At 71.3% G+C, this 23,597-nt stretch carries 17 protein-coding genes; 6 read left to right on the top strand and 11 right to left on the bottom strand.

Annotated features, from left to right (window positions below):
* Positions 1-295: 295 nt before the first annotated feature.
* Positions 296-772 (top strand): hypothetical protein, encoded by a 477-nt coding sequence (locus tag ASG63_RS21760; RefSeq protein WP_056221659.1) that lies wholly within the window; start codon positions 296-298, stop codon positions 770-772.
* Between the two features lie 4 nt (positions 773-776).
* Here the strand turns inward: ASG63_RS21760 and ASG63_RS21755 are convergent, their stop codons facing one another.
* The 5 genes from ASG63_RS21755 to ASG63_RS26090 all read right to left on the bottom strand — a co-directional run bounded on the left by ASG63_RS21755 (position 777) and on the right by ASG63_RS26090 (position 5,823).
* Positions 777-1,370 carry a LutC/YkgG family protein gene (locus ASG63_RS21755; RefSeq protein WP_056221654.1) on the bottom strand — a complete coding sequence of 198 codons (594 nt, stop codon included), beginning with the start codon at positions 1,368-1,370 and terminating at the stop codon, positions 777-779.
* A complete protein-coding gene (locus ASG63_RS21750) occupies positions 1,367-3,034 on the bottom strand; it encodes a lactate utilization protein B (RefSeq protein WP_056221651.1) in 1,668 nt (555 codons plus the stop codon). The genes ASG63_RS21755 and ASG63_RS21750 overlap by 4 nt, the downstream gene beginning before the upstream one ends.
* Positions 3,031-3,774, bottom strand: a complete 744-nt coding sequence (locus tag ASG63_RS21745; protein WP_056221646.1) for a (Fe-S)-binding protein — start codon at positions 3,772-3,774, stop codon at positions 3,031-3,033. The genes ASG63_RS21750 and ASG63_RS21745 overlap by 4 nt, the downstream gene beginning before the upstream one ends.
* A 388-nt stretch (positions 3,775-4,162) precedes the next feature.
* The gene (locus tag ASG63_RS21740) at positions 4,163-5,464 is read right to left on the bottom strand and encodes a glycosyltransferase family 87 protein (RefSeq protein WP_244479997.1); all 1,302 of its coding nucleotides are present in this window, start codon (positions 5,462-5,464) and stop codon (positions 4,163-4,165) included.
* An 11-nt stretch (positions 5,465-5,475) separates the two neighbouring features.
* Positions 5,476-5,823, bottom strand: coding sequence for a hypothetical protein (locus ASG63_RS26090; RefSeq protein ID WP_056221643.1), 348 nt, complete (start codon positions 5,821-5,823; stop codon positions 5,476-5,478).
* Between the two features lie 520 nt (positions 5,824-6,343).
* Here ASG63_RS26090 and ASG63_RS21730 point away from each other — a divergent pair.
* Complete coding sequence (locus ASG63_RS21730; RefSeq protein ID WP_056221640.1) at positions 6,344-7,423, top strand: helix-turn-helix transcriptional regulator; 1,080 nt, start codon at positions 6,344-6,346, stop codon at positions 7,421-7,423.
* On the opposite strand, the gene ASG63_RS21725 is transcribed toward ASG63_RS21730, so the two are convergent.
* On the bottom strand, positions 7,398-8,375 hold the full coding sequence (locus ASG63_RS21725; protein ID WP_056221638.1) for a PfkB family carbohydrate kinase: 978 nt from the start codon (positions 8,373-8,375) through the stop codon (positions 7,398-7,400). The two genes, ASG63_RS21730 and ASG63_RS21725, sit on opposite strands and share 26 nt — an antisense overlap.
* Positions 8,376-8,533: 158 nt before the next feature.
* On the opposite strand from ASG63_RS21725, the gene ASG63_RS21720 reads away from it, so the two are divergent.
* Entirely contained in the window at positions 8,534-9,238 is a 705-nt protein-coding gene (locus ASG63_RS21720) for a GntR family transcriptional regulator (protein WP_244472601.1), read from the top strand.
* A 518-nt stretch (positions 9,239-9,756) separates the two neighbouring features.
* Positions 9,757-14,415 (top strand): beta strand repeat-containing protein, encoded by a 4,659-nt coding sequence (locus ASG63_RS21715; protein WP_056221635.1) that lies wholly within the window; start codon positions 9,757-9,759, stop codon positions 14,413-14,415.
* Positions 14,416-14,495: 80 nt separating this feature from the next.
* Here ASG63_RS21715 and poxB read toward each other — a convergent pair whose 3' ends face one another.
* Complete coding sequence (gene poxB / locus ASG63_RS21710; protein WP_056221631.1) at positions 14,496-16,256, bottom strand: ubiquinone-dependent pyruvate dehydrogenase; 1,761 nt, start codon at positions 16,254-16,256, stop codon at positions 14,496-14,498.
* Positions 16,257-16,514: 258 nt separating this feature from the next.
* On the opposite strand from poxB, the gene ASG63_RS21705 reads away from it, so the two are divergent.
* Positions 16,515-16,757, top strand: coding sequence for a PilZ domain-containing protein (locus tag ASG63_RS21705; RefSeq protein ID WP_056221628.1), 243 nt, complete (start codon positions 16,515-16,517; stop codon positions 16,755-16,757).
* 72 nt (positions 16,758-16,829) lie between these two features.
* Positions 16,830-17,099, top strand: a complete 270-nt coding sequence (locus ASG63_RS21700) for a PilZ domain-containing protein (RefSeq protein ID WP_338011825.1) — start codon at positions 16,830-16,832, stop codon at positions 17,097-17,099.
* A 10-nt stretch (positions 17,100-17,109) separates the two neighbouring features.
* On the opposite strand, the gene ASG63_RS21695 is transcribed toward ASG63_RS21700, so the two are convergent.
* From ASG63_RS21695 to ASG63_RS21680, 4 genes are read right to left on the bottom strand one after another with little or no spacing between them, the layout of a single operon-like run.
* Complete coding sequence (locus ASG63_RS21695) at positions 17,110-18,393, bottom strand: hypothetical protein (protein ID WP_056221622.1); 1,284 nt, start codon at positions 18,391-18,393, stop codon at positions 17,110-17,112.
* Positions 18,390-20,186: an alpha/beta fold hydrolase gene (locus ASG63_RS21690; protein ID WP_056221619.1), complete on the bottom strand. Its 1,797-nt coding sequence runs from the start codon at positions 20,184-20,186 to the stop codon at positions 18,390-18,392. Before ASG63_RS21690 ends, ASG63_RS21695 begins: the two co-directional genes overlap by 4 nt.
* Entirely contained in the window at positions 20,176-22,611 is a 2,436-nt protein-coding gene (locus ASG63_RS21685; RefSeq protein ID WP_056221616.1) for a glycosyl hydrolase 2 galactose-binding domain-containing protein, read from the bottom strand. Before ASG63_RS21685 ends, ASG63_RS21690 begins: the two co-directional genes overlap by 11 nt.
* A 9-nt stretch (positions 22,612-22,620) precedes the next feature.
* Positions 22,621-23,595, bottom strand: coding sequence for a DUF1839 family protein (locus ASG63_RS21680; protein ID WP_056221613.1), 975 nt, complete (start codon positions 23,593-23,595; stop codon positions 22,621-22,623).
* Between the last annotated feature and the right edge of the window lie 2 nt (positions 23,596-23,597).

The following is a 23,597-nucleotide window of genomic DNA, read 5'->3' as shown; positions in this document are numbered from 1 at the left end:
GGCAGGTCTCGGCGGCCATCATAGCAAGGATCGCGCCTGTGGCAGCAGAGATCGTGCCCGCCGAACCTGGGGATGGTTCGCGAGACTGCGGACGACTCGCGGACGAGACCATCGCCATGCGCCTCACGTTTTCGAGAGTTGAAAATCTCAGGTTGCAAAACTACCGCAGCTGAGACAACTTGAAATATCTTCAGTGGAGTCGATGAAGACAATCTTCGGGACGAAGTCCTGAGAGATCACGCCACGCTGCAACGGCTGTGGTTTGGCGCTGCGCACCAATGCCGGGAGGAAAGCCATGGCGGTTGATTTCAGTGTGGTCGGCGTCTTCTACAAAACGCGCGTCGATCTCAGCCAGGTGAAGGGCAATACGGTCGGCGATATTATGCAGTACCTCTATCGCGCGGATCCAAACTTCTATTATACGTCGATCGTCTTCGATCAGAACACGATCGTGAACTCGATCGGGATCAACCACCCGACGCCGTTCCAGGGACGCACCGGGATCACCTATCCGGCCGGGTTCTATCGGTTGGCCCAGAGCTTCACCGACCCGACTCCGAACCCCTACTCCGTCTGGCAATACTACCTTGCCGATCAGAACGGCATCCGCCAGCCCAGCGTCGGGGACCGCTCGTTCACCCAGGCGCCGGTGCAGGATGGCTGGTCCATCGTCTGGCGTCTCGTGACCATCTGCAACGCGCCGACCAGCCTCGCCAGGCGGATGCGCAAGCTCGTCACGCCGGACGTGCAGGCCTCGTTGGGGATGACCTGACCCCTCAGCCTCGCGGCACCAGGATCACCGTGAGCGAGCGCACGCCCTGCGCGCCGTGGATCAGCACGCCCTCGATGTCGGCGGTGGCCGAGGGGCCGGTGTGGAGCACGGCGTAATCGGCGTGGGCGAAGTCCGGGCGGCGGTAGGCCGCCTGGATGTTCACCAGGATGTCGTCCGGGTCGAGGAGCACCACCAGGTGCTGGGCGAGGTAGGCGACGGCGTTTACCTGCAGTTCGGCCTGCGTGAACAGCACCGAGCCGGTCTCGGCGACCCCGAACACCGCCCGCACGACGGCGACGTCGACGTCGGCGAGGTCCTGCGGCCGGGCCACGGCGCCAAGATCGCGGTTGCCCGCGATCTCCGGCACGGCCGAGGCGATGACCGACGCGTCGGCCAGGCGCTCGCGCACGCTGGCGAAGGGGTCGCCGCCGGGGTCGGCCTCGGCGAGCCGGCCGCCCATGCGCTTCAGGCGCTCGCCGAACTCGGCCACGTGGTCGTCGCCGACCAGCGGCGCGAAGAGCGGCACCTCCGGCAGGGGGTAATCGCCCGCCGGGCGGTTCTGGCGGATGCGCGCCAGGGTGGTTTCGCGGACGCTCATGTCGCACTCTTCGTCGTGTCGCCGGTCTTGGTCGTGTCGCCGGTCTTCCTGCCCCCCGCCTGGCCCATGCGGTTCTGCTTGTACCAGGCGTGGAAGGTCTGGCGCGGGGCCTCGGGCATCTCGCGGCCCTTCCCCCAGGTGTTGAGCGGGTTGTAGACGGCGAAGCGCGGCAGCACCTTGAGGGCGGAATCGGCGGCGCCGATGGCCGCCCGGTAGGTGGCCGGGCGGCTCAGGACCTGGCCCGCCGCCTTCATCATGCCCTGCTTCAGGAGCGGGATCTGGTGCTCCTCGGCCAAGACCTTCCGCCACGCGAAGATCTGCTCGTGGATGTTGATCTTCACCGGGCAGACATTGGTGCAGGAGCCGTTCATCGTCGAGGAGAACGGCAGGGTCGAGTATTTCCGCTTGTTGAAGGTCGGGTCGATGATCAGCCCGATCGGGCCCGAATAGGTGGCGCCGTAGGACAGGCCCCCCGAGCGCCGGTAGACCGGGCAGGTGTTCATGCAGGCGCCGCAGCGGATGCATTTCAGGGACGTCCAGAACTCCTCCATGCCGAGGCGCTCGGAGCGGCCGTTGTCGACCAGCACCATGTGCATCTCGGTGCCCGCGCGGGGCGCGCGGAAGTGCGAGGTGTACTGGGTGATCGGCGAGCCCAGCGCCGAGCGCGAGAGCAGGCGCAGGAACACGCCGAGATGCTCGATGCGCGGGATCAGCTTCTCGATGCCGATGGAGTGGATCTGGAGCTTCGGCACGTTGCCCGAGAGATCGGCATTGCCCTCGTTGGTGCAGGTCACCACCGTGCCTGTCTCGGCGATGGCGAAGTTGCAGCCGGTGAGCCCCGCATCCGCCTCCAGGATCAGCGGGCGCGTGTGCATGCGCTGGCTCTCGGCGAGGTAGTGGGCGTCGTCGTTCTCGGGGTCGGTTCCCATGGTGCGGGAGAAGACCTCGGCCACGTCGAAGCGGGTCTTGTGCACGGCCGGCACCACCACGTGGCTCGGCTCCTCGTTGTCGAGCTGCTGGATGCGCTCGCCGAGATCGGTCTCGATCACCTCGATGCCGGTGCCGGCCATGTAGTGCCGGAAGCCGCATTCCTCGGTGAGCATCGACTTCGACTTGATCAGCGACTTGGCGCCGTGATCCTTGAGGATGCCGTGCACGATGCGGTTGTGCTCGGCCCCGTCGGCGGCCCAGTGCACGTGCACGCCGTTGGCCTTCGCCTGGGCCTCGAACTGCTCGAGGTAGCGGTCGAGGTTCGCCAGGGTGTGCGTCTTGATCTGGGAGGCGAGCTCGCGCAGCTCCTCCCATTCGGGGATGCCGAAGGCGGCGGTGTCGCGCTTGGAGCGCAGGTCCCAGAGCCGGGCGTCGTGCGCCTTCTGGTGCAGCGGCGCGGCGAGGAAGCGCTCGGCGGCCTCGGCCTGGTCGATGGGCCGGTCGCCGCGGATCTTGGCGCCGCGCGGCTGCGGCTCGCGGGGCGCCTTCGGGGAGATGGCCTCGGCCGAGATCGGCCGCGAGGCGCCCTCCGCGTACTGCAGGCGCCGGCCGTCCTGGCCCCGCTCGCTCTCGTCGTTCGCGGCCAGCACCTCGGGATGGATCACGCCGTCGCGGCGGGCATCGTCGCGGGGTCGAAGGTTCTCCCGGGGACGGAGTTCGTCGGAGGCGCTCATGCGGTCGCTCCATTCAGGATGCGGGCGATGTGGATGTACTTGAGCGGCACGCCGAGCCGCTCGGCGCAGCCCTTCTGGTGCATCAGGCAGGAGGAATCGGCCGAGACGACGTAGGCGGCCCCGGCCTGGGCGTGGTCCGCGACCTTGTCGTAGCCCATCTTGGCCGAGACGGCGGGCTCGAACACCGAGAAGGTGCCGCCGAAGCCGCAGCACTCGTCGGGCCGGGCGGGGGCCACGATCTCGATGCCCTTGACCTTCTTCAGGAGATCCAGGGGCTTGGAGAAGAACGGCGCGTTCAGCTCGGACGGGCGGGCGTGGTGGATGCCCCGGAGCGCGTTGCAGTTGCCGTGGTAGCCGACCTTGTGGGGGAACTCGGCCCAGGGGAATTCATCGACCTTGAGGATGTCGTGCAGGAACTCGACCAGCTCGAAGGTCTTGGCCCGCACCGCCTTGACCTCTTCGGTCTGCGGGATCGCCGTGAGGTGCTCGCGCACCTGGTGCACGCAGGAGCCGGACGGGGCCACCACGTAGTCGAACGGGGCGAAGTTCTTCACGAACAGGGCCTCGGTGGCGGCGGCCTCGGCGTGGCAGCCGGTGTTGGTCATCGGCTGGCCGCAGCAGGTCTGGTCGAAGGGGTAGTCCACGTCGAGCCCGAAGCGCTCCAGCAGCTCCAGGGTGGCCACCCCCACCTCCGGCTCGAAGGCGTCGACGTAGCACGGCACGAACAGTCCGATGCGCATGGCGTTCCCTGGTCCCGCGCCCGCCGGGACACCCCGCCGGCCGCCTTTGGAAATGTTCTACTCTGGGGCCAGGTTTAGAGCATCGGACCGGAAAGGGGAAACCGGTTTCTCGGGCGCGGGGGCCGTGGGCCGGCGCCCCGGCACGCATCCCGGCGGGTGGCGCACGCATCGGTCTCGGCGGGTTCACGTCTCGCGCCTTCGCGGAGCCTTTTCGCGCCCGCGCGGACGATGGCGTGCCGTCCGACCCGACCCCGACCCGTACCACGCGCCCGCGGACCGGGACGACCTCGCCGGCATCCGGCAGGGCGAGGGGTCGGGCGCTGCGCGGACGGTTCGTCCCTCGGGCGAGTCCGGGGGGGGCTCCGGGTCTCGCGCGGGGCTTGGGATCTCACGCGCGCGGCGCGGACTCCCGGTGCCCCAGGCCGCCCGGCCGCGGGGCCGTCGACGGACCGGGGCGCATCGGGGCCCCGCCGGGGTGGAGCACCCGGAGGGCGACGCAGGCGAGCACGGCCAGGGCCAGCCCGAGCCCGAGGGGCACCCCCGTCAGGTCGGCGACGAGGCGCGGCAGGGCGAACAGGGGCGTCGCGCACAGGAGGGCCCGCTCCGGCCAGCGCAGGCCGCCGGCGTCCCGGGCCGCCAGGACGAGGAACAGGGTCGCGGGCACCAGGGGCGCGAGGTCGTAGACCGGCAGGTAGGGCGAGAGCAGCGGCACCGCGGCGAGGAGAGCGGCGGCGCGCAGCGGCGCGGGCGTCGGCCCGCGCCAGCTGCGCAGCGCCAGCGCCAGCGCCGCCAGGGCGACGAGGCCCTGGAAGGCCCAGGCGGCGGCCATCGTGCCGCCCGCGAGCCGCACCGCGCCGAAGGCGCTGGCGTTGACGTCGAGGCCCGCCCCGGCGTCCCGGAGGATGATCTGGTTGGTGGTGCCGAGAGTCCGGAGGAACCCGATCCAGGGCGCCGGGCCGAACGCCGCCAGGGCGGCGGCGGCGAGGGCGAGCATGGTGGCGAGGCAGGCGCCCAGGCAGGCCCGGCGGCCGGTGGCCAGGAGCAGGAGCGGCGCCAGCACCGCGAAGTGCGGCTTGTAGCAGAGCAGCCCGAAGCACAGCCCCGCGAGCCAGGGGCGCCGGTCCACCAGGGTCGCGCCCAGGGTCAGGAGCGCGGCGGTGAACAGGGCGTTCTGGCCATAGACGAGCGTGCAGAAGACGAGCGGATGCGCGAGCGCGATCCCGGCCCCGTCGCGGCACCCGGCCGCGAGTCCCATCGCGAGGGTGAACAGGCCGACGGACAGCGCGGTCCAGAGCCAGAAGGCGGCCTGCGGCTCCCACACCGCCAGGGCGGCGGCCGGCAGCAGGAACACCGGCGGGTAGTGCCAGGCGAAGCGGCAATCCGGCCCGAACGCGGCCTTCAGGTTCGCGAGGTGCACCGGCAGGTCGTAGGGCTCGCCGGCGCGGCCCTCCAGCGCGACCCGGCCCGCGACCCAGATCTGGCTGAAATCCACGCCGAGCACGTCGCCCCGCCAGTTCCGCCGCGGCTCGGGGCCGGTGCCGTACAGCACCGCCACCACCCCGAGGGTCAGGGGCACGAGGATCCAGGCGGCGCGCCGGGCAAAGGCCAGCAGGCGCGCATCGGAGCCCACCAGGTCCGCGAACGCGGCGCGCCAGGCGCCGTGCGGCGCAGTTGCGTGCCGTCCCGTCATGGCCATTCCGATCACACGCACCAGGAACGCTCCGGGGCACGGGCGGCCGCGACGACGGTCCCGACCCGGGCGGCCGGAGGCTGTGTCCGCCCGGCTTCAGTAAGGCCGAAAGCGCTTAACAAACCGCGTCCGGCCCGGGTGGATGCGGTCCGGCCGGCGCCCCAGCGGGCCGCCAGGGTTCCGTCGGTCAGGTGGACCGTTGCGACGCCGAGCCCGGTGGCGAGGCCGGTGGGCAGGGCGCCCGCGAGGGTGCGCCGGATGCAGAGAAGGCTCGTCGGGCCGATGGGCGCGGCGATGGACAGACCCCGGCTCGCGCCGGCCGGCAGGGCCGTGGCGATGACGCTCACGGCGCCCGCCACGGGCGCCTCGTCGACCTCCGTGCGGTCGCGGGCGACGAATCCCGCCCGTGGCGCGACCGTCGCGAGGGTCGCCTCCGGGGAGCCGATCGGCCCGCGCTTCAGGGCCGAGGAAGCCTGGGCTCAGGCGAGATCGGGCCCGTCGTTCCGTTCGTCGGCCCGCGTCGCGGTGCAGGACAGGACGACGACGGCGCTGGCGCAGAAGGTCCTGATGGCGGGATCCTCCGAAACGCGGACAGTCTCGGCAGGTCCGGAAGGCACGGCCGCGGCCGTGCCGGTCGCCACCGGCTCCGGCCGGTGCCCCGGCCCCGTCGAATAAGCACCGTCTCGCCAGGGGTTTGCCGCGTACCGCGCGACCGGCCGGGGACCGCCCGCCGCACCGTCCTCCGCGGGCGGAGGGACCTGCCGCCGGCCCCGCGCCCAGCTCGGGCCGGCGACATCCCCCATTCGGAGGATACCGCCGCCGGTTTTGGACTGATATTGGTCTTATCAAGATCAGACACATCATCAGTGGGGCGGGCCGATGCGGGAAACTCTGATCGACCGGATCTATGAAGCGGCTGGCACGCCCGAATTCTGGCCGGACGTCCTCCAATGCTTCGGAGAGACGGCGCATTCGGATGGCGGCGTGCTCATGGTCCTGCCGCCCGCGGGCACGCCGCGCTGGATCGCCTCCCCGTCCCTCGAGCGCCGCCTGCGGCATCACACCGACGCCGCGTCCTGGCGGGGCAGCGGGCGCACGGCGCAGTGGCGCGCCCTCGCCCAGGGGAGCTTCGTCCGCGACGTCGACCTGCTGCCGGGTTCCTATGACGGCCGGTCCTCCCGGGTCGACGAACCGTTCTGGCAGGTGGGGACGACGATCCCCCTCCCCACCGGCGACGTGGCGATCGTCACGGCCGAGCGCCGGGCCGAGGCCGGTCCGCACGAGGCCGGCCTCCTGCCGCGCCTCGATGCCCTGCGGCCGCATCTCGTCCGCGCCTGCCGGCTCGGGGCGCGATTCGGCTCCGGGCGCGCCCGCACCACCACCACGGCCCTCAACCGGATCGGGCTGCCGGCCGCGGTCCTGTCGGCCTCGGGGCGGGTCCTGGCCATGAATGCCCGCCTGGAGGAGCAGGACGAGATCCTGCCCTCGGGCCAGCATGGCGGCCTCCTGTTCAAGAGCCTGGCCAACAGCAAGCTCCTGCAGGACGCGATCGCCGACGTGGTCGCCGGCCGGCGCGCGGCCCAGACCATGCCGGTGCGCGGCTACGCCGACCGCCGCGCCCGCATCGCCCACATCCTGCGCTTCGACCGGCACCCCGGCGACGTCTTCGACGCCTCGGCGGTGCTCCTCATCCTGGTGCAGGTCGGCGCCCGGGCGGCGCCGGATGACGGCCTCCTCCACCTGCTGTTCGACCTGACCCCGGCGGAGGCGCGCCTGCTCCAGGCCCTGGCCGGGGGCCTGCGCCTGCAGAGTTATGCCGAGAGCGTCGGCGTCCAGACCAGCACGGTGCGGACCCAGCTCACCTCGATCTTCAACAAGACGGGCACCAAGCGGCAGGCGGAACTCCTGAGCATCGTGGCCTCGCTCTCGATGTTCAGCGGGCCGTCGGCCCCGTGCTGAGGCCCGCGTCGCCGGAGGCGGCGTCCGGCCCGGCCCCGTCCAGGAAGGCCTCCAGCGCGGCGGCGGTGGGGAAGGCGTCGAAGGCGCCGAACTGCGCGGTGGCCAGCGCCCCGCAGGCCGCCGCCCGCCGCAGGGCCGCCCCGAGGGGCGCCTTCGCCAGCAGGGCCGCCATCAGGCCGGCCGCGAAGGCATCGCCCGCCCCGACCGTATCGACGGCCGCCACCGGGAAGGCCGGCTGGCGCAGGGGCGGCAGCCCGGGGCGGAACGCGACCGCGCCGCGCTCCCCCAGGGTGACCACGAGGTGGTCGAGGCCCCCGTCGAGGAGGGCGGCGATGGCGGGCGTCGGGCGCCGCGTCTCGGCCAGGGCCTCGGCCGGGCCGAGGCCGAGCGCGGCCGCCTCGATCCCGTTGACGACGAGGAGCGTGGTGTCGGCCAGGATCGCGGGGTCGAGGGGGCGCATCGGCGACGGGTTGAGCAGGGTGGGCAGGCCCCGCGCCCGGGCCAGGGCGAAGGCCTCGCGGATGGGGGCATCCGGGGATTCGAAGGTCGCCGCCACGAGGTCGGCGGCCGCGACGCGGTCGGCCGCGGCCCGGACATCCGCCGCCGTCAGGGCGAGGTTGGCCCCGAGGCAGACCGCGAGGCAGTTCTCGCCCGCCGGATCGACGAAGGCGACGCCGGCGCCGGTCGAGCCCGCATGCGGCACCAGCATGGTCTCGGGAAAGCCCACCTGCGCGAAGGTCGAGCGGACCACCGGGGAGAACACGTCCGCGCCGACGGCGAAGAGCCCGTCCACCCCGACGCCGAGCCGGTGCGCGGCCAGCGCGAGGTTGAAGCCCTTGCCGCCGGGCTCCGCGCGGAAGGCCGAGCCCCCGAGGGATTCGCCCGCCTGCGGCAGCCGCGGGACCTTGACCGAGCAGGCAATCACGAAGCTGCCGATGACGAAGACCCGCATGGAGCACCCCGGCCCGATCCGATATAAGTATTCGTACCGGAGGTCGGACGGACGTGCGCCCCAGAAATCCAACGATACACGGCGATGTCGCGCCGGATCCGGCGGCCGGTGATCGCCCCTCGGTGCTGTCCCTCCTGCGGCTGCGCGCGGACACCGCCATGCCGCTCTACCGGCAGATCGAGGGCCAGCTGCGCGAGCTGATCCTGTCGGGCTCCCTTCCGCCGGGCGTCATCCTGCCGGCCGAGCGTCAGCTGGCCGACAGCCTCGGCGTCAGTCGCGTCACGGTCCAGCGGGCCTATGCCGAGCTCAGCGACGAGGAGCTCCTCGTTCCCCGCGGACGCTCCGGCTTCCTCGTGCGCCATCGCCCCGAGCCGGTGCGCCCGGGCATGGACCGCCTCAAGGGCTTCACCGAGGAGATGCGGGAGCTGGGCAAGATCCCCTCCTCCCGCATCCTGGAGCGGGTGGTCGCCGAGGACCGCTCGATCGCCTCGATCTTCGGCCTGCCCTCCACGGCCCCGTTCCTGCGGCTGACCCGCGTGCGCTCCGGCGACGGCGTGCCGATGTCCCGGGAGGTGGCCTGGTACAACATCCGGGCCGTGCCCAGCCTGGAGACCGGCGACCTCTCCGGCTCGGTCTACGCCTTCCTGGCCGAGCACCCGGGCGGCCGCCTCGTGCGTTGCGAGCAGACCGTGGAGGCGACGATGCCGAATGCGGCCGAATGCGAGATCTTCGCCTTCGCCCAGCCCCTCCCCTGCCTGCTGATCAAGCGCCACAGCTACAACCGCGACGCGGTCATGATCGAGTATGTCGAGGGCCTGTTCCGCGGCGACGCCTACCGCTACCGCCTGAACCTGAGCACCTGATCCGGGCTCCGCTCGATCGAGGCGGTGCCCGGATCGGCAAGCCTGCGCGGCCCTTGAGCGAAGCCCAGATCCGGTCTCCCGAAGGGATCGAACGGATGGGCCGGGTCCCCCCTCCGGTTGGTTCCTGCGGCCCCCCTCCCGCACACGGGAGGGGGGCCGTTCCGCACGTGCCAACCGAAGCGATCAACCGGACGCGGTCGGCGGCGCGGCCGAAGGGCCGTGCGCCGCGTCCGCAGCCTCGGACGCCTGTCCGCCAGAATTCGCGCGAAGCATCTAATCATTTTTCGTTATTCAAAGAACCAAAGGTTTGATTTTACTCGTTGTCCCGCTGCGGTACGTAAAATTGAACGAAAAAACGGCAGCGTTATCGTCTAGTGGCGAACGGTTGTTCTGGCGGCCTGATCTTTACTGAAGCTCGTCTGGCTTCTCCGGAGCGCGCATCGGACCCTGTCCGCGTCGATAGATAAGCTGTGGTCGTCGTTGTTCGTATTTTTCTGTCGTAGGGAGACAGGGACGCCATGTATACGATTGACGGTAATCTCGGGGAATGGGCGCCTTCCGACCGTCTGAATCCCATCGACGGCGGGCCGATGGATTACGGCCTCTACGGGCACATCGAGGGCGGCGTGGCGACCTTCGCCATCACGGCACCCGCCGGGACCGCCATCGGAACCTTCACCACGATCTGGCTCGACACCGATGCCAACACGGCGACCGGATACCAGATCTTTGACCTCTACGGCGGCTACGACTTCAACATCAACATCGCGCCGGACGGGCAACCGTATCTCTATACGGGCGTCGACGGGGGGACACTCGTTTCGGTCACGCCCCTCACCCACGCCTACAACGCCGATCGCTCGGTGCTGGAACTCAGCCTCCCGACGGCCCAGATCGGCGGGCCGACCAGCCTGAACGTTTTCGCGGACGTCAACAACGCGGTCTTCATTCCGGGCGATTATGCGGCCGGCCCCTACACGATCGCTGAGACCAATCAGCCCGGAGACCTGACGCTGTCCGGGCTGACCGACGGCAATGCGTCCGAAGGCACGCCCATCGTGGCGACCCTCACCGATGCCGATGGCCTTGTGCCCGGTGGGCCGGCGCTCTACACCTTCCTGGACATCGTCGCGAATCAGGTGCTGCAGGCCACCGATTCCAACAGCTACACGCCGACCTACGGCGACAGCGGCAAGATCATCGCCGTCACGGTCACCTACACCGACGCCCTGGGGCACGCCGACTCGGCCTCGGCCTCGGCCGGCAGCGTCACGGACGTGGACCGCGCCGGCAGCGTCCTCCTGTCGGGCTCGGTGGCGGAAGGCCAGACCATCAGCGCCAGCCTGTCGGACCCCGATGGCGTGCCGGCGGCCAGCGGCGTGAGCTACGCCTTCCAACTCGACGGCAGCACGGTCGAGACCAACAGTTCCGGCCAGTACACCCTGGGCTATGGCGATGCCGGCAAGGGGCTTTCGGTGGTCGCCACCTACACCGATGGCCAGGGCCACGCGGACATCGCCTCGGCCGTGGGCGGGAGCGTCACGGACGTGGACCGCGCCGGCAGCCTACTCCTGTCGGGCTCGGTGGCGGAGGGCCAGACCGTCAGCGCCAGCCTGTCGGACCCGGATGGGGTCCCGGCACCGGGCGGCGTGACTTACGCGTTCCAGTTGGACGGCAGCACGGTGGAGACCAACACCTCCGGCGAGTTCACCCTCGGCTACGGCGATGCGGGCAAGGTGCTCTCGGTGGTCGCCACCTACACCGATGGGCAGGGACATGCCGGCATCGCCTCGGCTGTCGGCGGCAGCGTCACGGACGTGGACCGCGCCGGCAGCGTCCTCCTGTCGGGCGCGGTGACGGAAGGCCAGACCGTCAGCGCCAGCCTGTCGGATCCCGACGGGGTCCCGGCACCGGGCGGCGTGACTTATGCCTTCCAGCTCGACGGCAGCACGGTCGAGACCAACACGTCCGGCGCGTACACGCTCGGCTACGCCGATGCCGGCAAGGTGCTCTCGGTGGTCGCGAGCTACACCGATGGCCAGGGCCACGCGGACATCGCCTCGGCCGTGGGCGGGAGCGTCACGGACGTGGACCGCGCCGGCAGCGTCCTCCTGTCGGGTTCGGTGGCGGAGGGCCAGACCGTTAGCGCCAGCCTGTCGGACCCGGATGGGGTCCCGGCGCCGGGCGGCGTGACTTACGCCTTCCAGCTCGACGGCAGCACGGTCGAGACCAACACCTCCGGCCAGTACACGCTCGGCTTCGGCGATGCGGGCAAAGTGCTCTCGGTGGTCGCGAGCTACACGGATGCGCAAGGGCACGCCGACATCGCCTCGGTCGCCGGCGGCAGCGTGGCGGACGCGAACCAGGCCGGCAGCGTCCTGCTGTCGGGCTCGGTGACGGAAGGCCAGACCGTCAGCGCCAGCCTGACGGACCCGGATGGGGTCCCGGCGCCGGGCGGCGTGACTTACGCCTTCCAGCTCGACGGCAGCACGGTCGAGACGAATACGTCCGGCCAGTACACCCTCGGCTACGCCGATGCGGGCAAGGTCCTCTCGGTGGTCGCGAGCTACACCGATGGCCAGGGCCACGCCGGCATCGTCTCGGTTGTGGGTGGCACCGTCACGGACGTGGACCGCACCGGCAGCGTCCTGCTGTCTGGCCTGGTGACGGAAGGCCAGACGATCAGCGCCAGCCTGTCGGACCCGGACGGGGTCCCGGCACCGGGGGGCGTGACTTACGCCTTCCAGTTAGACGGCAGCACGGTGGAGACCAACACCTCCGGCGAGTTCACCCTCGGCTACGCCGATGCCGGTAAGGTCCTCGCGGTGGTCGCGAGCTACACGGATGCGCAAGGGCACGCCGGCATCGCCTCCGCCGTGGGCGTCAGCGTGGCGGACGTGGATCGCGCCGGCAGCGTCCTCCTGTCGGGCTCGGTGACGGAGGGCGAGACCGTCAGCGCCAGCCTGTCGGACCCCGATGGCGTGCCGGCAGCCGGCGGCGTGACTTATGCCTTCCAGCTCGACGGCAGCACGGTCGAGACCAACACGTCCGGCGCGTACACGCTCGGCTACGCTGATGCCGGCAAGGTGCTCTCGGTGGTTGCCAGCTACACCGATGCGCAGGGCCATGACAGTGTGGTGGCGGCTGCGGGCGGCACCATCACGGACGTGAATCGCGCCGGCAGCGTCCTCCTGTCCGGCTCGGTGGCGGAGGGCCAGACCGTCAGCGCCAGCCTGTCGGACCCCGACGGGGTCCCGGCGCCGGGGGGCGTGACTTACGCCTTCCAGCTCGACGGCAGCACGGTCGAGACCAACACGTCCGGCCAGTACACGCTCGGCTACGCCGATGCCGGCAAGGTGCTCTCGGTGGTCGCGAGCTACACCGATGCGCAGGGCCACGCGGACATCGCCTCGGCGGTAAGTGGCACCGTCACGGACGTGGATCGCGCCGGCAGCCTGCTCCTGTCGGGCTCGGTGACGGAGGGCCAGACCGTCAGCGCCAGCCTGTCGGACCCGGACGGGGTCCCGGCGCCGGGGGGCGTGAGCTACGCCTTCCAGCTCGACGGCAGCACGGTGGAGACCAACACCTCCGGCCAGTACACCCTCGGCTACGCCGAAGCCGGCAAGGTGCTCTCGGTGGTCGCGAGCTACACCGATGCGCAGGGCCACGCGGACATCGCCTCGGCGGTGGGTGGCACCGTCACGGACGTGGACCGCGCCGGCAGCCTGCTCCTGTCGGGGCTGGTAGCGGAAGGCCAGACCGTCAGCGCCAGCCTGTCGGACCCGGACGGGCTCCCGGCACCGGGGGGCGTGAGCTACGCCTTCCAGCTCGACGGCAGCACGGTGGAGACCAACAGCTCCGGCCAGTACACCCTCGGCTACGCCGAGGCCGGCAAGGTGCTTTCGGTGGTTGCCAGCTACACGGATGCGCAGGGCCACGCGGACGTCGCCTCGGCCGTGGGCGGCAGCGTGGCGGACGGGGACCGGGCCGGCAGCCTGCTCCTGGCCGGCCTCAGCGATGGCCGGGCCGTCGAGGGACAGAGGCTGACCGCCCGGGTGACGGATGCGGATGGCGACCCGGCGGCCGGCAGCGTCGCCTACGACTTCAAGCTCGACGGGATCGTCGTCGAGACGAACAACACCGGCGTCTATACGCCCGGCTATCAGGATGGCGGCAAGGCGCTCGCCATCGACGCGACCTACACCGATGGTGCGAACCATCCGGGACTCGCGTCCCAGACGCTCGGGGCGATCGTGGACCTGGGATCGCGCGACGCCGTCACGTTCGCGTTCGCCTTCGACGCCTCGCAGGTCCGGATCGAGCAGGGGCGATCGTTCGTCATCGATCCGAGCGGACTGTCACACGACGTCACCGGGATCTCCGAAATCAAGTTCACCGATGGGACCATCGTCGAGAACGATGCCAGCCCGCTGGTCGACGACCTGTTCTACTATGGCAGCAACAAGGACGTCTGGCGGGACGGCATGGATGCCGACACGCACTACGCCCAGTTCGGCTGGCTGGAGGGCCGCGATCCGAACGCGGAATTCTCGACGACGGGCTACCTGGCGGCCAATCCGGACGTCGCGGCCGCGAAGGTGAATCCCCTGACGCATTACGAGACCAACGGCTGGAACGAGGGCCGCGATCCGTCGCTCGGCTTCGACAACGAGCTGTACCTCGCCCGGAATCCGGACGTGAAGGCGGCGGGCATGAATCCCCTGGTCCATTACCTCGCTTTCGGCCAGGCCGAGGGGCGCGAGACCTATGCCGCCGTGGGCCGCGCGCTCGACCTGAACACGCACCCGGGCTTCGACGCGGAATACTACCTGCTGTCCAACCTCGACGTCGCCCAGGCGGCGCTTAAGGCCGGCGGGGACAGCTTCGCCTTCGCCTACCAGCACTACGAGACCAACGGCTGGCACGAGGGCCGCGATCCGAACGCGATCTTCGACACCCAGGGGTATCTGGCGGCCTACCAGGACGTCGCCGCCGCCAACATGGATCCCCTGGCGCACTATCACGACTTCGGCTGGAAGGAAGGGCGGGATCCGTCCGCCGGCTTCCACACGAACGCCTACGAGGCGGCCAACCCGGACGTCCGGGCCGAGCAGATCGACCCGATGCTGCACTACCTGCAGTTCGGCGCGCTCGAGGGCCGATCCCCCCTGGGCTGACGGCCTCGGGCGGCTGGGAGACCCCGGCCGCCCGAGCGGCGCTTGCGGTGAGGATGGGCCGCCCGGGCGGCCCTCCGCCCTCAGCGCAGGAGGTTCGTCTTCGCCAGGTCGAGGACCGAATCCCCGCGCCCGCTCATCACCGCCCGCAGGACGTAGAGGCTGAAGCCCTTCACCTGCTTGCCGTCGATCTTCGGGGGCATCGAGAGTTCCTGGCGGGCCACCACGCAGTCGAGGAGAGCCGGGCCCGGATGGGCCATCACCGCGCGCACGGCGTCCTCGAGTTCGGCCGGGTCCTCGACCCGGACGGCATGGATGCCGGCGCCGCGGGCCATGGCGGCGAAGTCCGGGTTGTCGAGGGACACGCCCGTCTCGATGTAGCCGGCGGCCTTCATCTCCAGCTCGACGAAGCCGAGGGTGCCGTTGTTGTAGACCACGATCTTCAGGGGCAGCTTCTGCTGGCGCAGGGTGAGGAGGTCGCCCATCAGCATGGTGAAGCCGCCGTCGCCCGAGAGCGACACCACCTGCCGGTCGGGATAGGCCGATTGCGCGCCGATGCCCTGCGCCATGGCGTTGGCCATCGAGCCGTGGACCCAGGAGCCGATCAGCCGGCGCCGGCCGTTCATCTTCAGGTAGCGCGCCGCCCAGATCGTCGGGGTGCCGACATCGGCCGTGAACACCGCATCGTCGTCGGCCGCCTCGCTCACCAGCTTCGTCAGGTATTGCGGGTGGATCGGCGGCTTTGCCGATTTCAGGCCGAACCAGCCCTTGGCGGGCGCGCCGGTGGCGAGGTCGTCGAGGTCCTCGCGCGCCTTGGCGTAGTGCTTCAGGGCGGCGTCGAGATGCTTGCGCTCGGTCTTGACGGTGAGCTTCGGCAGGAGGGCCCGGAGGGTGTCGTCCACGTGGCCGACGAGGCCGAGGTCGAGCTTGCACCGGCGCCCGAGCTGGCCGGGGCGGATGTCGACCTGCGCGATCGTCGCGTCCTGCGGGTAGAACTGGCGGTAGGGGAAGTCGGTGCCGAGCATCAGCAGGGTGTCGCAGGACATCATCGCGGCATAGCCCGACGAGAAGCCGATCAGCCCGGTCATGCCGACGTCGTAGGGGTTGTCGTACTCGACCATGTCCTTGCCGCCGAGGGCATGCACGATCGGACTCTTCAGGGCCTCGGCCAGTTGGAGCAGCTCGGCATGGGCCCCGGCGCAGCCGCGTCCGCACAGCAGGGTGATCCGCTCCGAGCCGTTCAGCAGCGCCGCGAGCGCGTCGAGCTCGGGCTCGGCCGGGCGCACCACGGGCCTGGGCGGGATCAGCCCCGCATTGGGGGCGACGCCGCGGGTGGGCGCGTCCATCAGGGCGACGTCGCCGGGGATGATGACCACGGCGACGCCGGAGAGGCCGATCGCCGCCCGCATGGCGTTCTCCAGCACCTGCGGCAGCTGGGAGGCGTCGCCCACCATCTCGCAGTAGTGGCTGCACTCGCGGAACAGCTCGCCCGGATGCGTCTCCTGGAAGTAGCCCGAGCCGATCTCGGACGACGGGATATGGGCCGCGATGGCCAGCACCGGAGTGCGGGTGCGGTGGCAATCGTAGAGCCCGTTGATCAGGTGGACATGGCCCGGCCCGCAGGACCCGGCGCAGACCGCGAGCTTGCCCGAGAGCTGGCTGTCGGCCCCCGCCGCGAAGGCCGCCACCTCCTCGTGGCGGACATGGACCCAGTCGATGGTGCCCCGGGCCCGCAGCGACTCGGTCAGCGCGTTCAGGCTGTCCCCGACGATGCCGTAGATCCGCTGGACGCCCGCCTGGTCCAGGGTGTCGACGATGAGGTCCGCGACGGTGACGATCTTCATGGCGCTCGGCTCCGGTTGTCCCCTGCCGAACCGGATGCCGCACCCGGCGGTTCCAGCCGAGGGTTGTGTCCCACGCGCAGCTGTCATCCGGGGGCGTTGGCGCGGGGCGCGACCTCGTCGCGACCCTCGGCGTATACGCTGCGCGGTTTCCGGCCCCGACTTTTCTCGGGAATGCGGGCAATTTGAGCGACCCGGTTAGGCCGTCCTTGGCGCGGGCCGCCGAATCTGGGCTGTCCGATCTGTCTCGAGATCCGTCCCATGCAAGACCGCCGCGCCGAACCCCGGATCCTGTCCGATGAGACCGGCAGCATCACTCTCGACGAACACACCGAGATCGCCTGCCTGGTCCATGATGTCTCCCTGGGCGGGGTCAGGATCACCTTACCGGATGCCGCCCGGGTGCCGAGTCCCTTCCTGCTGACGGCGCCACCGCTGGACGGGATCAAGCTCTGCCACGTCGTCTGGCGCACCGACGAAATGATCGGTGTGCAATTCCGCTGACGATCCGCCCGGCGGATCGTGGATACCGAGTCGTAACCACTGGGACTCTACCTTCGCCTCGACCACAACCACATGGCACCCCCGATGGAAGAGAGACGATCCGAGCCCCGCTCCCGCACGTTGCTGACAGGCAAGATCGCGTTGCAGGGTGGCGGCGTGATCGACTGCACGCTGCGCAACCGCTCCGCGTCCGGCGCCCGTCTCCGGGTCGCCAGCGTGGTCGGCATTCCCGACCGCTTCACGCTGCTGCTGGAGCTGCAGGGCGAGCGCCGCCCGGCCCGGGTCGCGTGGCGCAAGCCGGGTGAGATCGGCGTCCAGTTCCTCGACGAACCGGCCCTCTAGGACCGGCGGGCTACCAGATCTCGAGGACGGCGAGGCGGTCGGTGGCCGCCACCGTGGGGACCTGCATCGGTGCCAGTCCCGTGACGCTGACGACGCCGTCGTCGCCGAAGCGGTGCAGGCGCAACCGCCGGGGCGGGCTCGAAAGATGGAGCGCCACGGGGCGCGGCGCGCTGTCCGGGCGCGGCGCCCGGGCGTTGCGGTCCCAGCCGTCGAGCCCGAGCCAGACCGGCACCAGCAGGGCGCCGTCCGCCCGCTGGAAACTCGTCGCCACCAGATCGGGCACATCGACCGGCAGCACGACCCCGATGCGGTCTCGGGACGCCGTCGCGTCCTCCGCGCGGCCGCCGAACAGGCGGATCAGGCTCCGAACGGCGGCGAAGGACGCGCTCGGCGTGCCGTCATGGGCGATCAGTCCGAACCGGCTCTCCGGATCGGCATCGCCCCCATCGAACGCGGAGATCAGCTCGTAGAGATAGGTCCGGCGTACGCCCTGCAGGTAGCTCCACAGGAGGAGGCGCGGCAGGTAGCGGGCGCGGAGAGCTTCCGAGACCGGCAGGTGGGCGCTCCGGGTGGCCAGCGCCGTGTGATAGCCGGTCTCGGTGACGATGACCGGCGCGGTGCCGAAGACCGGCCGGACGGCCGCGAGGAAACCGCCGAGACTGCCCGCCCCTCGGGTTTCGGGATGCTCCAGCCCCGGATAGGCGTGGACGTTGGCGAGATCGACCGAGGCGGACAGGTTCTCCGCGGCGGCGATGTTGGCCTGGATGTAGCTCGGCCCGGCCACCCGGACGGTTCGGTGCCGCGGGGCGTCCCGCACCGCGCGGAACAGCGCCGCCTGATGCTCCGCGGACAGGCGGGCAAGGCCCGGACGCGCGGCCACCGGCGGCTCGTTGCCGCCCTCCACGACGACGAGCCCGTCGTCGGCCCAATCGGCGATCTCGGCGAAGCGCTCCGGCGGCACGCGCGGACCGGGGGTCAGGCCGTCATAGAAGACCAGGCTGAAGCGGTAGCCCCGGCGGGCGAGCCCCGCGATCCGCTCGAACTGCCCGGCCGGCTCCGTGCCGACGAGGACGATGTCGTCGCGCAGGTGGCGCACGCCGAGGTCGTCGAGGGCGGCGGCACAGTCGGAAAAGCGCGCGACGTAGGGCGAGCCGCCATGGCCGAGATGCACGTTGATGCCGATGGCGTCGATCAGGTCCTCGCAGCGGTGCGCCGGCGCGGGTGCGGCCTCGATCCGCGATGCGAAGGCCCCCGCCCCAAGGGCCAGGGTCGCCCGGCGGGTGAGCTCGCTCACGCCAGGCTCGCCAGAACGGTGGCCCGGGAATCGGTCTCGACGGGTTTGTGCGCTTCCGTGCGGGTCGCCCGGGCCTCCTGAACCGCCGTCAGGAGGTCGCGCAGGTGATGCCCGAGCAGGGCCTGCGCCGTGGCCGAGCTGAAGTTGTGGTCGACTTCGGGCACGATCGCCACCGGCGCGCCGAGGTGCCGATCGGCCCGACCGGGCGCGCGGCCGAGATAGCGGTGGAGGGCGGCGAGCCCGGGGTCGCCGGCGCTGTAGACCAGGCGGATCTCGGCGCCCCGTCGCCGCAGCCGCGCCACCCGTCGGGCGACGGAGCCGCCGGGGGAGATCGGGTTCACGAGGCGCCGCAGCCGCCGGACGGCCGCATCGAGGCCGCGCTTGGCCAGGGTCGCGCCGATCGCCCGCACGTGGATCTCGCCGCGCAGGAGCCGCCGCCAGGTCGCGCCCCGCTTGAGCAGCGCCGCATAGGTGCCGGTGCTGCCGAACGTCTGGCGGATCACGGCGTCGACGTCCTGATCCGGGTCCCAGTCGAAGCAGTAGGGGTTGATCAGGAGCGCCCCATCGACCCGGGCGTCGCGGCAGAGGGCCTGGAACGCCGCATGGGCGCCGCTGCAATTGCCCATGAGGACGATGGGGCCTCGGACCTCGGCGAGGTGATCGAGGGCACGGCCCACATCCGCGAAACCGTCGGGGGCGTAGGGCGGCCTGCGACCGTCCGACCGGCCGCCGCTGTCGCCGATGCCCGCGAGGTCGAAGCGGAAGGACGGAATGCCGTCCACCGCGAGCCTGCGGGCGAGCGTGGTGGTCTGCCGGCCCCACCCCGAATGCACGGTCATGCCGGTGGAGACGAACACCACCGTCGGCGCACCCGGATCCTGCCGCCGGGGCGTACAGCTGATGCCGAACAGGTCCGGCTGGAACCGGGCGGGCGCCTCGGACCAGCCGGGGCCGACGAGGTGCGCCGGGCCGAGATCCAGGGGAATGGCCGGACCGGCGATGGTGACGCCGTCCGTTGCGAAGGCGGTGATCCGATTGAAATCCGCCTCCGGGACCTCGGCGAAGATCGGGTCGCCGACGAGAAGCGGAAGGCCCGGCAGCGGCCCCGTCTCGACGGCGCTGCCGCGCGCCGTCAGCCGTCCCGCCAGCGTCCGGGTCTCCGGTGCGAGAAGCAGGGTTCGCGGGGCCGGCGCGCGGGTGATCGCGCCGGCGTCGAGGGCGCCGACATCGGTCAGGAAGGCTGCATCCATGCGAAAGCCCCCGACCGACAGGCCGTCCGGATCCGCCTTCGGGGCCGCGCCCTCCGCGACGCCGCCCACCGTCCGGGCGCGAAGCCGCATCTCGCGGAGATAGGCGCGTCCGGTCGCGGCCGGTGCCAGCAGGACCAGGCGGTCGACGCTCTCCTCCCGGGCCGCCAGCAGGGCCAGGTTGGCGCCGAGGCGCAGGCCGACGAGGACGATCTCCGTGACGCCGGTCGTCTCGCGCAGGAAGCGCATCGCCCGGCGGATCGCCGCGACGTTGGCCGAAACCCGCACCTCGCCGGGATCGCCGGAGTTGCCCTCCCCCGGATAGTCGAACCGCAGGGTCGGGCAGCCGGCCCCGGCGAGTCGATCCGCCAGGGCGCGCCAGGGGCGATGGGCGGCCATCTGCTCGAACCCACAGGCGCCGCACAGGAGCACGCCGCGCCGGCCCGCGGCCGGGTGGACCCATCCGAACAGGTCGTCGAAGGTCACGGGCATGGCGGCGTCGGGCGCCGCGTGCGTCTCGTGCTCGGGGCGGACCTCACGCGTCATGACCGAACCTCACGCTTTCGCTGCTGTTGAGGGCCGCGACCGCGCCCTGCGGGAGCCGATGGCACCCGGGGAAGCGAACCAGCCGCTCTGTCCCCGGTGCCAGGTGGAAGCCGCTGTCGCAGGGCCGCGCCGCGGAGCTCCGCACGCTCACCCCGAGGGCGAGATGGTCGGTTCCGATGCGCAGGGTCGGTACGGATGCACCGGCCACGGGTTCGACCCGCAGGCCGATCGCCTCGGGAGTGACCGGCAGGGGGCCCGGAAAGTGGAAGCTTTCGGCGACGACCGCGCCGTCCGCATCGGTGAGACGGGCATGCGCGAGGTCGTGGATGCGGGGGCCGAAGCGGTAGCTGTCGGTGGCATCGAAGAAGCGGCCGAGCATCTCGTCGGAGGAGAGGGTCAGCGAGGCGCGCGGGTCGACCGTGATCCCGCGTTCGGCCCGGGCCGCGACTTTGCCGGTGCGATCCGCGAAGATCAGCCCCAAGCGCAGGTCGACCGGCCCGGCGGTCTCGTTGTGGACATGGAGGTGGAGACCGCTCAGGCCCTCGTCCGACAGGGTGACCTGCACCGGGCGGAAGGCGCGCTTCAAGGCGTACCAGCCGGATTTCGGGGTTTGGGTCCAGTCGATCACGCCCCAGCCGGTGCCCGGCTCGAGGTCACGCAGGAACCAGACGAGGCCGCCGGCAGTCGGCGAGCGCGCCCGGCGCCACTCGGCGAAGGTCGCCTCCATCACCTCGGCCACGGCGGCGCGGCCGAGTTCGAGGTAGCGCTCGGGATCGGCGGCGCGCAGGGCGGCGGGATCGACCCCGTAGAGCAGGGCGACATAGTGGTCGCGCACCTGCTCGAAATCCCAGTCGGCGCCCCGGTCGCGGGGGATGCCGCGAGCCCAGAGCGGATCGGCGGGCCCCATCTGCCCGAGCGTCGCCGGTTCAGGCGGGTTGGCGAAAGCGAGGCATTCGCTGGCGAATCCCACCTCGGCCCGGCGCGCATCCTCCAGAGGGCGGCGATAGGCACCGACGCCGTAATAGTGGGTACAGCCCGCGCTCGGCGAGAACGGTAGGTCGCCGCCCGAGGGCGAGTTCGGTACCACCACGAGGTCGGGACGGGTGCCGGCGACGAGCCCCGGCAGCGTCTCGGTGCAGAAGGCGTCGGCCCAAACCGTCCGCGGCGCCCCGAGCATGGCCGCTTGCTGCCAGACTTCGCTGCCGCCGCAGATCACGGCGAGGCAGGGTGCGAGCTGAGTCCGCTCGAGGATCCCCGACACTTCCCGGTCGAGGCTGGCGGCAAAGCCGGCGGCGTCGTGTGGATAATCGAAATTCGCCAGCATCAGGTCCTGCCAGACGAGGATGCCGGCGGCGTCGCAAAGGTCGTAGAACTTGGGCGAGGGATAGAGGGTGGCGCCGGAAACGCGCAGCATGTTCATGCCGGCCTCGCGCGCAAGGTCGACGAGGATGGCGCCATCCTCGGTGCCGAGGCCGACGAGGTCCGGGGGGGTCCAGTTGGCACCCCGACAGAACACCGGCACGCCGTTGACGGCGAGCGCCAGGCCCTCCGCGAAGGGTCGTGCCAGCGACAGGCTGCGAAAGCCCGTCCGGCCGAGATCGACCGTCGTGCCGTCGATTTCCACGCGCACGGGATGGAGGTGGGGCGTGCCGTGGGTATGGGGCCACCAGGGCGCCACGCCGGGCAGCGCCAGGGTTCCGGTGAACAGATCGGGCTCGGATTCCGTCAGGGTGACCGCGCGCCCGGCGCAATGCAGCGTGACCGATGCGGGATGGCCGTCGATCCGCAGGCGCGCGGACAGCCGGCCCACGTCGCCGTCATAGGTGGCCCGCAGGTCGGCTTCCGCCAGGCCGCGGCGCAAGGGCTCCACCGTGATCGGGCGGTAGGGACCTACGAGGTCGATGTCCGGGCACCAGCCCGGCATGAAGCCGAGGTGGCTCGTTCGGACGTGGCGCAGGGAGCCCGGCGTGATCATGCGGGGGCGCCAGCGCCCGCGTTTGCCCGGGCGGTCGAGCTCCGTCTTGAGCGACCGGAAGCAGAGGCCGAGCTCGGCCCCCGGCCGGAGATCGGCCTCGACGGCGTAGGCCTCGAACATCGAGCGGGAGACCAGCACGGGCATGCCGTCGAGCCACACCTCGGCGAGGGTCGCCAAGCCCTCGAAGCGCAGGCGCACGGGACCGCTTTGGGTCAGCCGGGTCCGGTACCAGACGTCCTGGTCATGAATCGGCGTCGGTGCCGACTCCGACCAGCCTCCGGCGTCCCGCAGGGCCGCGGCGACGGTGCCGGGCACCGGGGCGGGGATCCAGTCCGCCGCCTCCGACAGGTCGCCCGGGCCGGCCCAGGCGCCGGGCGGCGTCAGGGCGAGCCGCCAGGGGCCGTCCACGGCCTGCGGTACCACACCGTCGATGGACCGGATCCTGGCCACGCTCCGCCCCTATCGATCGAGCGCGCGGTCGAGGGCTGCGAACACGTCCGCGTAGGTGGCCGCGAGCCGGTCGAGACGCGGCGCGAGACCGTCGGCACTGCGGCGGTGGAAGGCCCGTGCAAGCTGGAACTGGAAGGCCTTGGCCTCGACGGCGAGGCGCGCGGCCGCGTCCGAGGCTGGAGCGAAAGGCCCCGCAGCTGCCGCTTCGAGCCAGGCGAGATGGCTCGCGAGCATCTCGAAATTCGCTCCGAGCTGGCGCGTGGTGTTGAAGGCGTAGGCGTGAAAGACCCCGAGGGGGCGCTGGACCAGGGCAGGCGCCGTCCGCGCGAGGGCGTCGCGGAACGCCAGGACCGGATTGTGCGCCGGCGCCCGCGTACGGTGGCGCCGTAGCAGGTCGAGGGCGGCGCCCGGCAGGTCGGCCGGGCTCATGGGGGACGCGACCGCCTTCACGAACTCCGCGTAGGGCGGCAGCACGGCAGGTCCGAAGATGCCGTGGTAATTGTCGCCGGAGAGCCGGAAGCGACCGGCATTGTGAAGGTAGTCGAGCTCCCGGGTTTCGGGGTCGAGGGCCAGGATACCGATCGTGGTCTTGCCGTGCTCCCGGCCGTAGGTGGTGCCGGAAGTATCGGGCAGGTGGATCGCGTCCACTTCCACCAGCACCGGGCGGCCCTGTTGGACCTGGATCAGGGCCTGCGCTTCGAGGGTGTCGTAGACCGCGAGCTCCAGCACCTCGATCCCGTAGAGCCGCTCGAGATCGGCCGCCGGCGGCTTGAAGAACGTGAACTGGTCGCCCTCGAAATCCTGCCGCAGGGTGAAGCCCAGCATCGCCTCCGGCACGAGGCCGCGCCCGTGCAGGAGTTCGATCCAGAGATCGACGTAGCAGTTCGTTTCCGGCCAGTTGCGGTCGGCCGCATGGAGCAGGTGCGGCGCGTAGGGCGTCTCGGGGGCGAGCCCCTGCGCCGGCCGGAGGCGTGCGGCGGTCACCG

The sequence above is a fragment of the Methylobacterium sp. Leaf94 genome (assembly GCF_001426045.1).
Taxonomy (GTDB): domain Bacteria; phylum Pseudomonadota; class Alphaproteobacteria; order Rhizobiales; family Beijerinckiaceae; genus Methylobacterium.
The sequence above is the reverse complement of the archived record's forward strand: the minus strand, read 5'-3'. Positions and strand labels throughout refer to the sequence as shown.

Excerpts from the sequence above, each read along its gene's own strand:
- ASG63_RS21760 (WP_056221659.1), top strand. The coding sequence starts at position 296 with ATGGCGGTTGATTTCAGTGTGGTCGGCGTCTTCTACAAAACGCGCGTC.
- ASG63_RS21755 (WP_056221654.1), bottom strand. The coding sequence starts at position 1,370 with ATGAGCGTCCGCGAAACCACCCTGGCGCGCATCCGCCAGAACCGCCCG.
- ASG63_RS21750 (WP_056221651.1), bottom strand. The coding sequence starts at position 3,034 with ATGAGCGCCTCCGACGAACTCCGTCCCCGGGAGAACCTTCGACCCCGC.
- ASG63_RS21745 (WP_056221646.1), bottom strand. The coding sequence starts at position 3,774 with ATGCGCATCGGACTGTTCGTGCCGTGCTACGTCGACGCCTTCGAGCCG.
- ASG63_RS21740 (WP_244479997.1), bottom strand. The coding sequence starts at position 5,464 with ATGACGGGACGGCACGCAACTGCGCCGCACGGCGCCTGGCGCGCCGCG.
- ASG63_RS21730 (WP_056221640.1), top strand. The coding sequence starts at position 6,344 with ATGCGGGAAACTCTGATCGACCGGATCTATGAAGCGGCTGGCACGCCC.
- ASG63_RS21725 (WP_056221638.1), bottom strand. The coding sequence starts at position 8,375 with ATGCGGGTCTTCGTCATCGGCAGCTTCGTGATTGCCTGCTCGGTCAAG.
- ASG63_RS21720 (WP_244472601.1), top strand. The coding sequence starts at position 8,534 with ATGCCGCTCTACCGGCAGATCGAGGGCCAGCTGCGCGAGCTGATCCTG.
- ASG63_RS21715 (WP_056221635.1), top strand. The coding sequence starts at position 9,757 with ATGTATACGATTGACGGTAATCTCGGGGAATGGGCGCCTTCCGACCGT.
- poxB (WP_056221631.1), bottom strand. The coding sequence starts at position 16,256 with ATGAAGATCGTCACCGTCGCGGACCTCATCGTCGACACCCTGGACCAG.
- ASG63_RS21705 (WP_056221628.1), top strand. The coding sequence starts at position 16,515 with ATGCAAGACCGCCGCGCCGAACCCCGGATCCTGTCCGATGAGACCGGC.
- ASG63_RS21700 (WP_338011825.1), top strand. The coding sequence starts at position 16,830 with ATGGCACCCCCGATGGAAGAGAGACGATCCGAGCCCCGCTCCCGCACG.
- ASG63_RS21690 (WP_056221619.1), bottom strand. The coding sequence starts at position 20,186 with ATGACGCGTGAGGTCCGCCCCGAGCACGAGACGCACGCGGCGCCCGAC.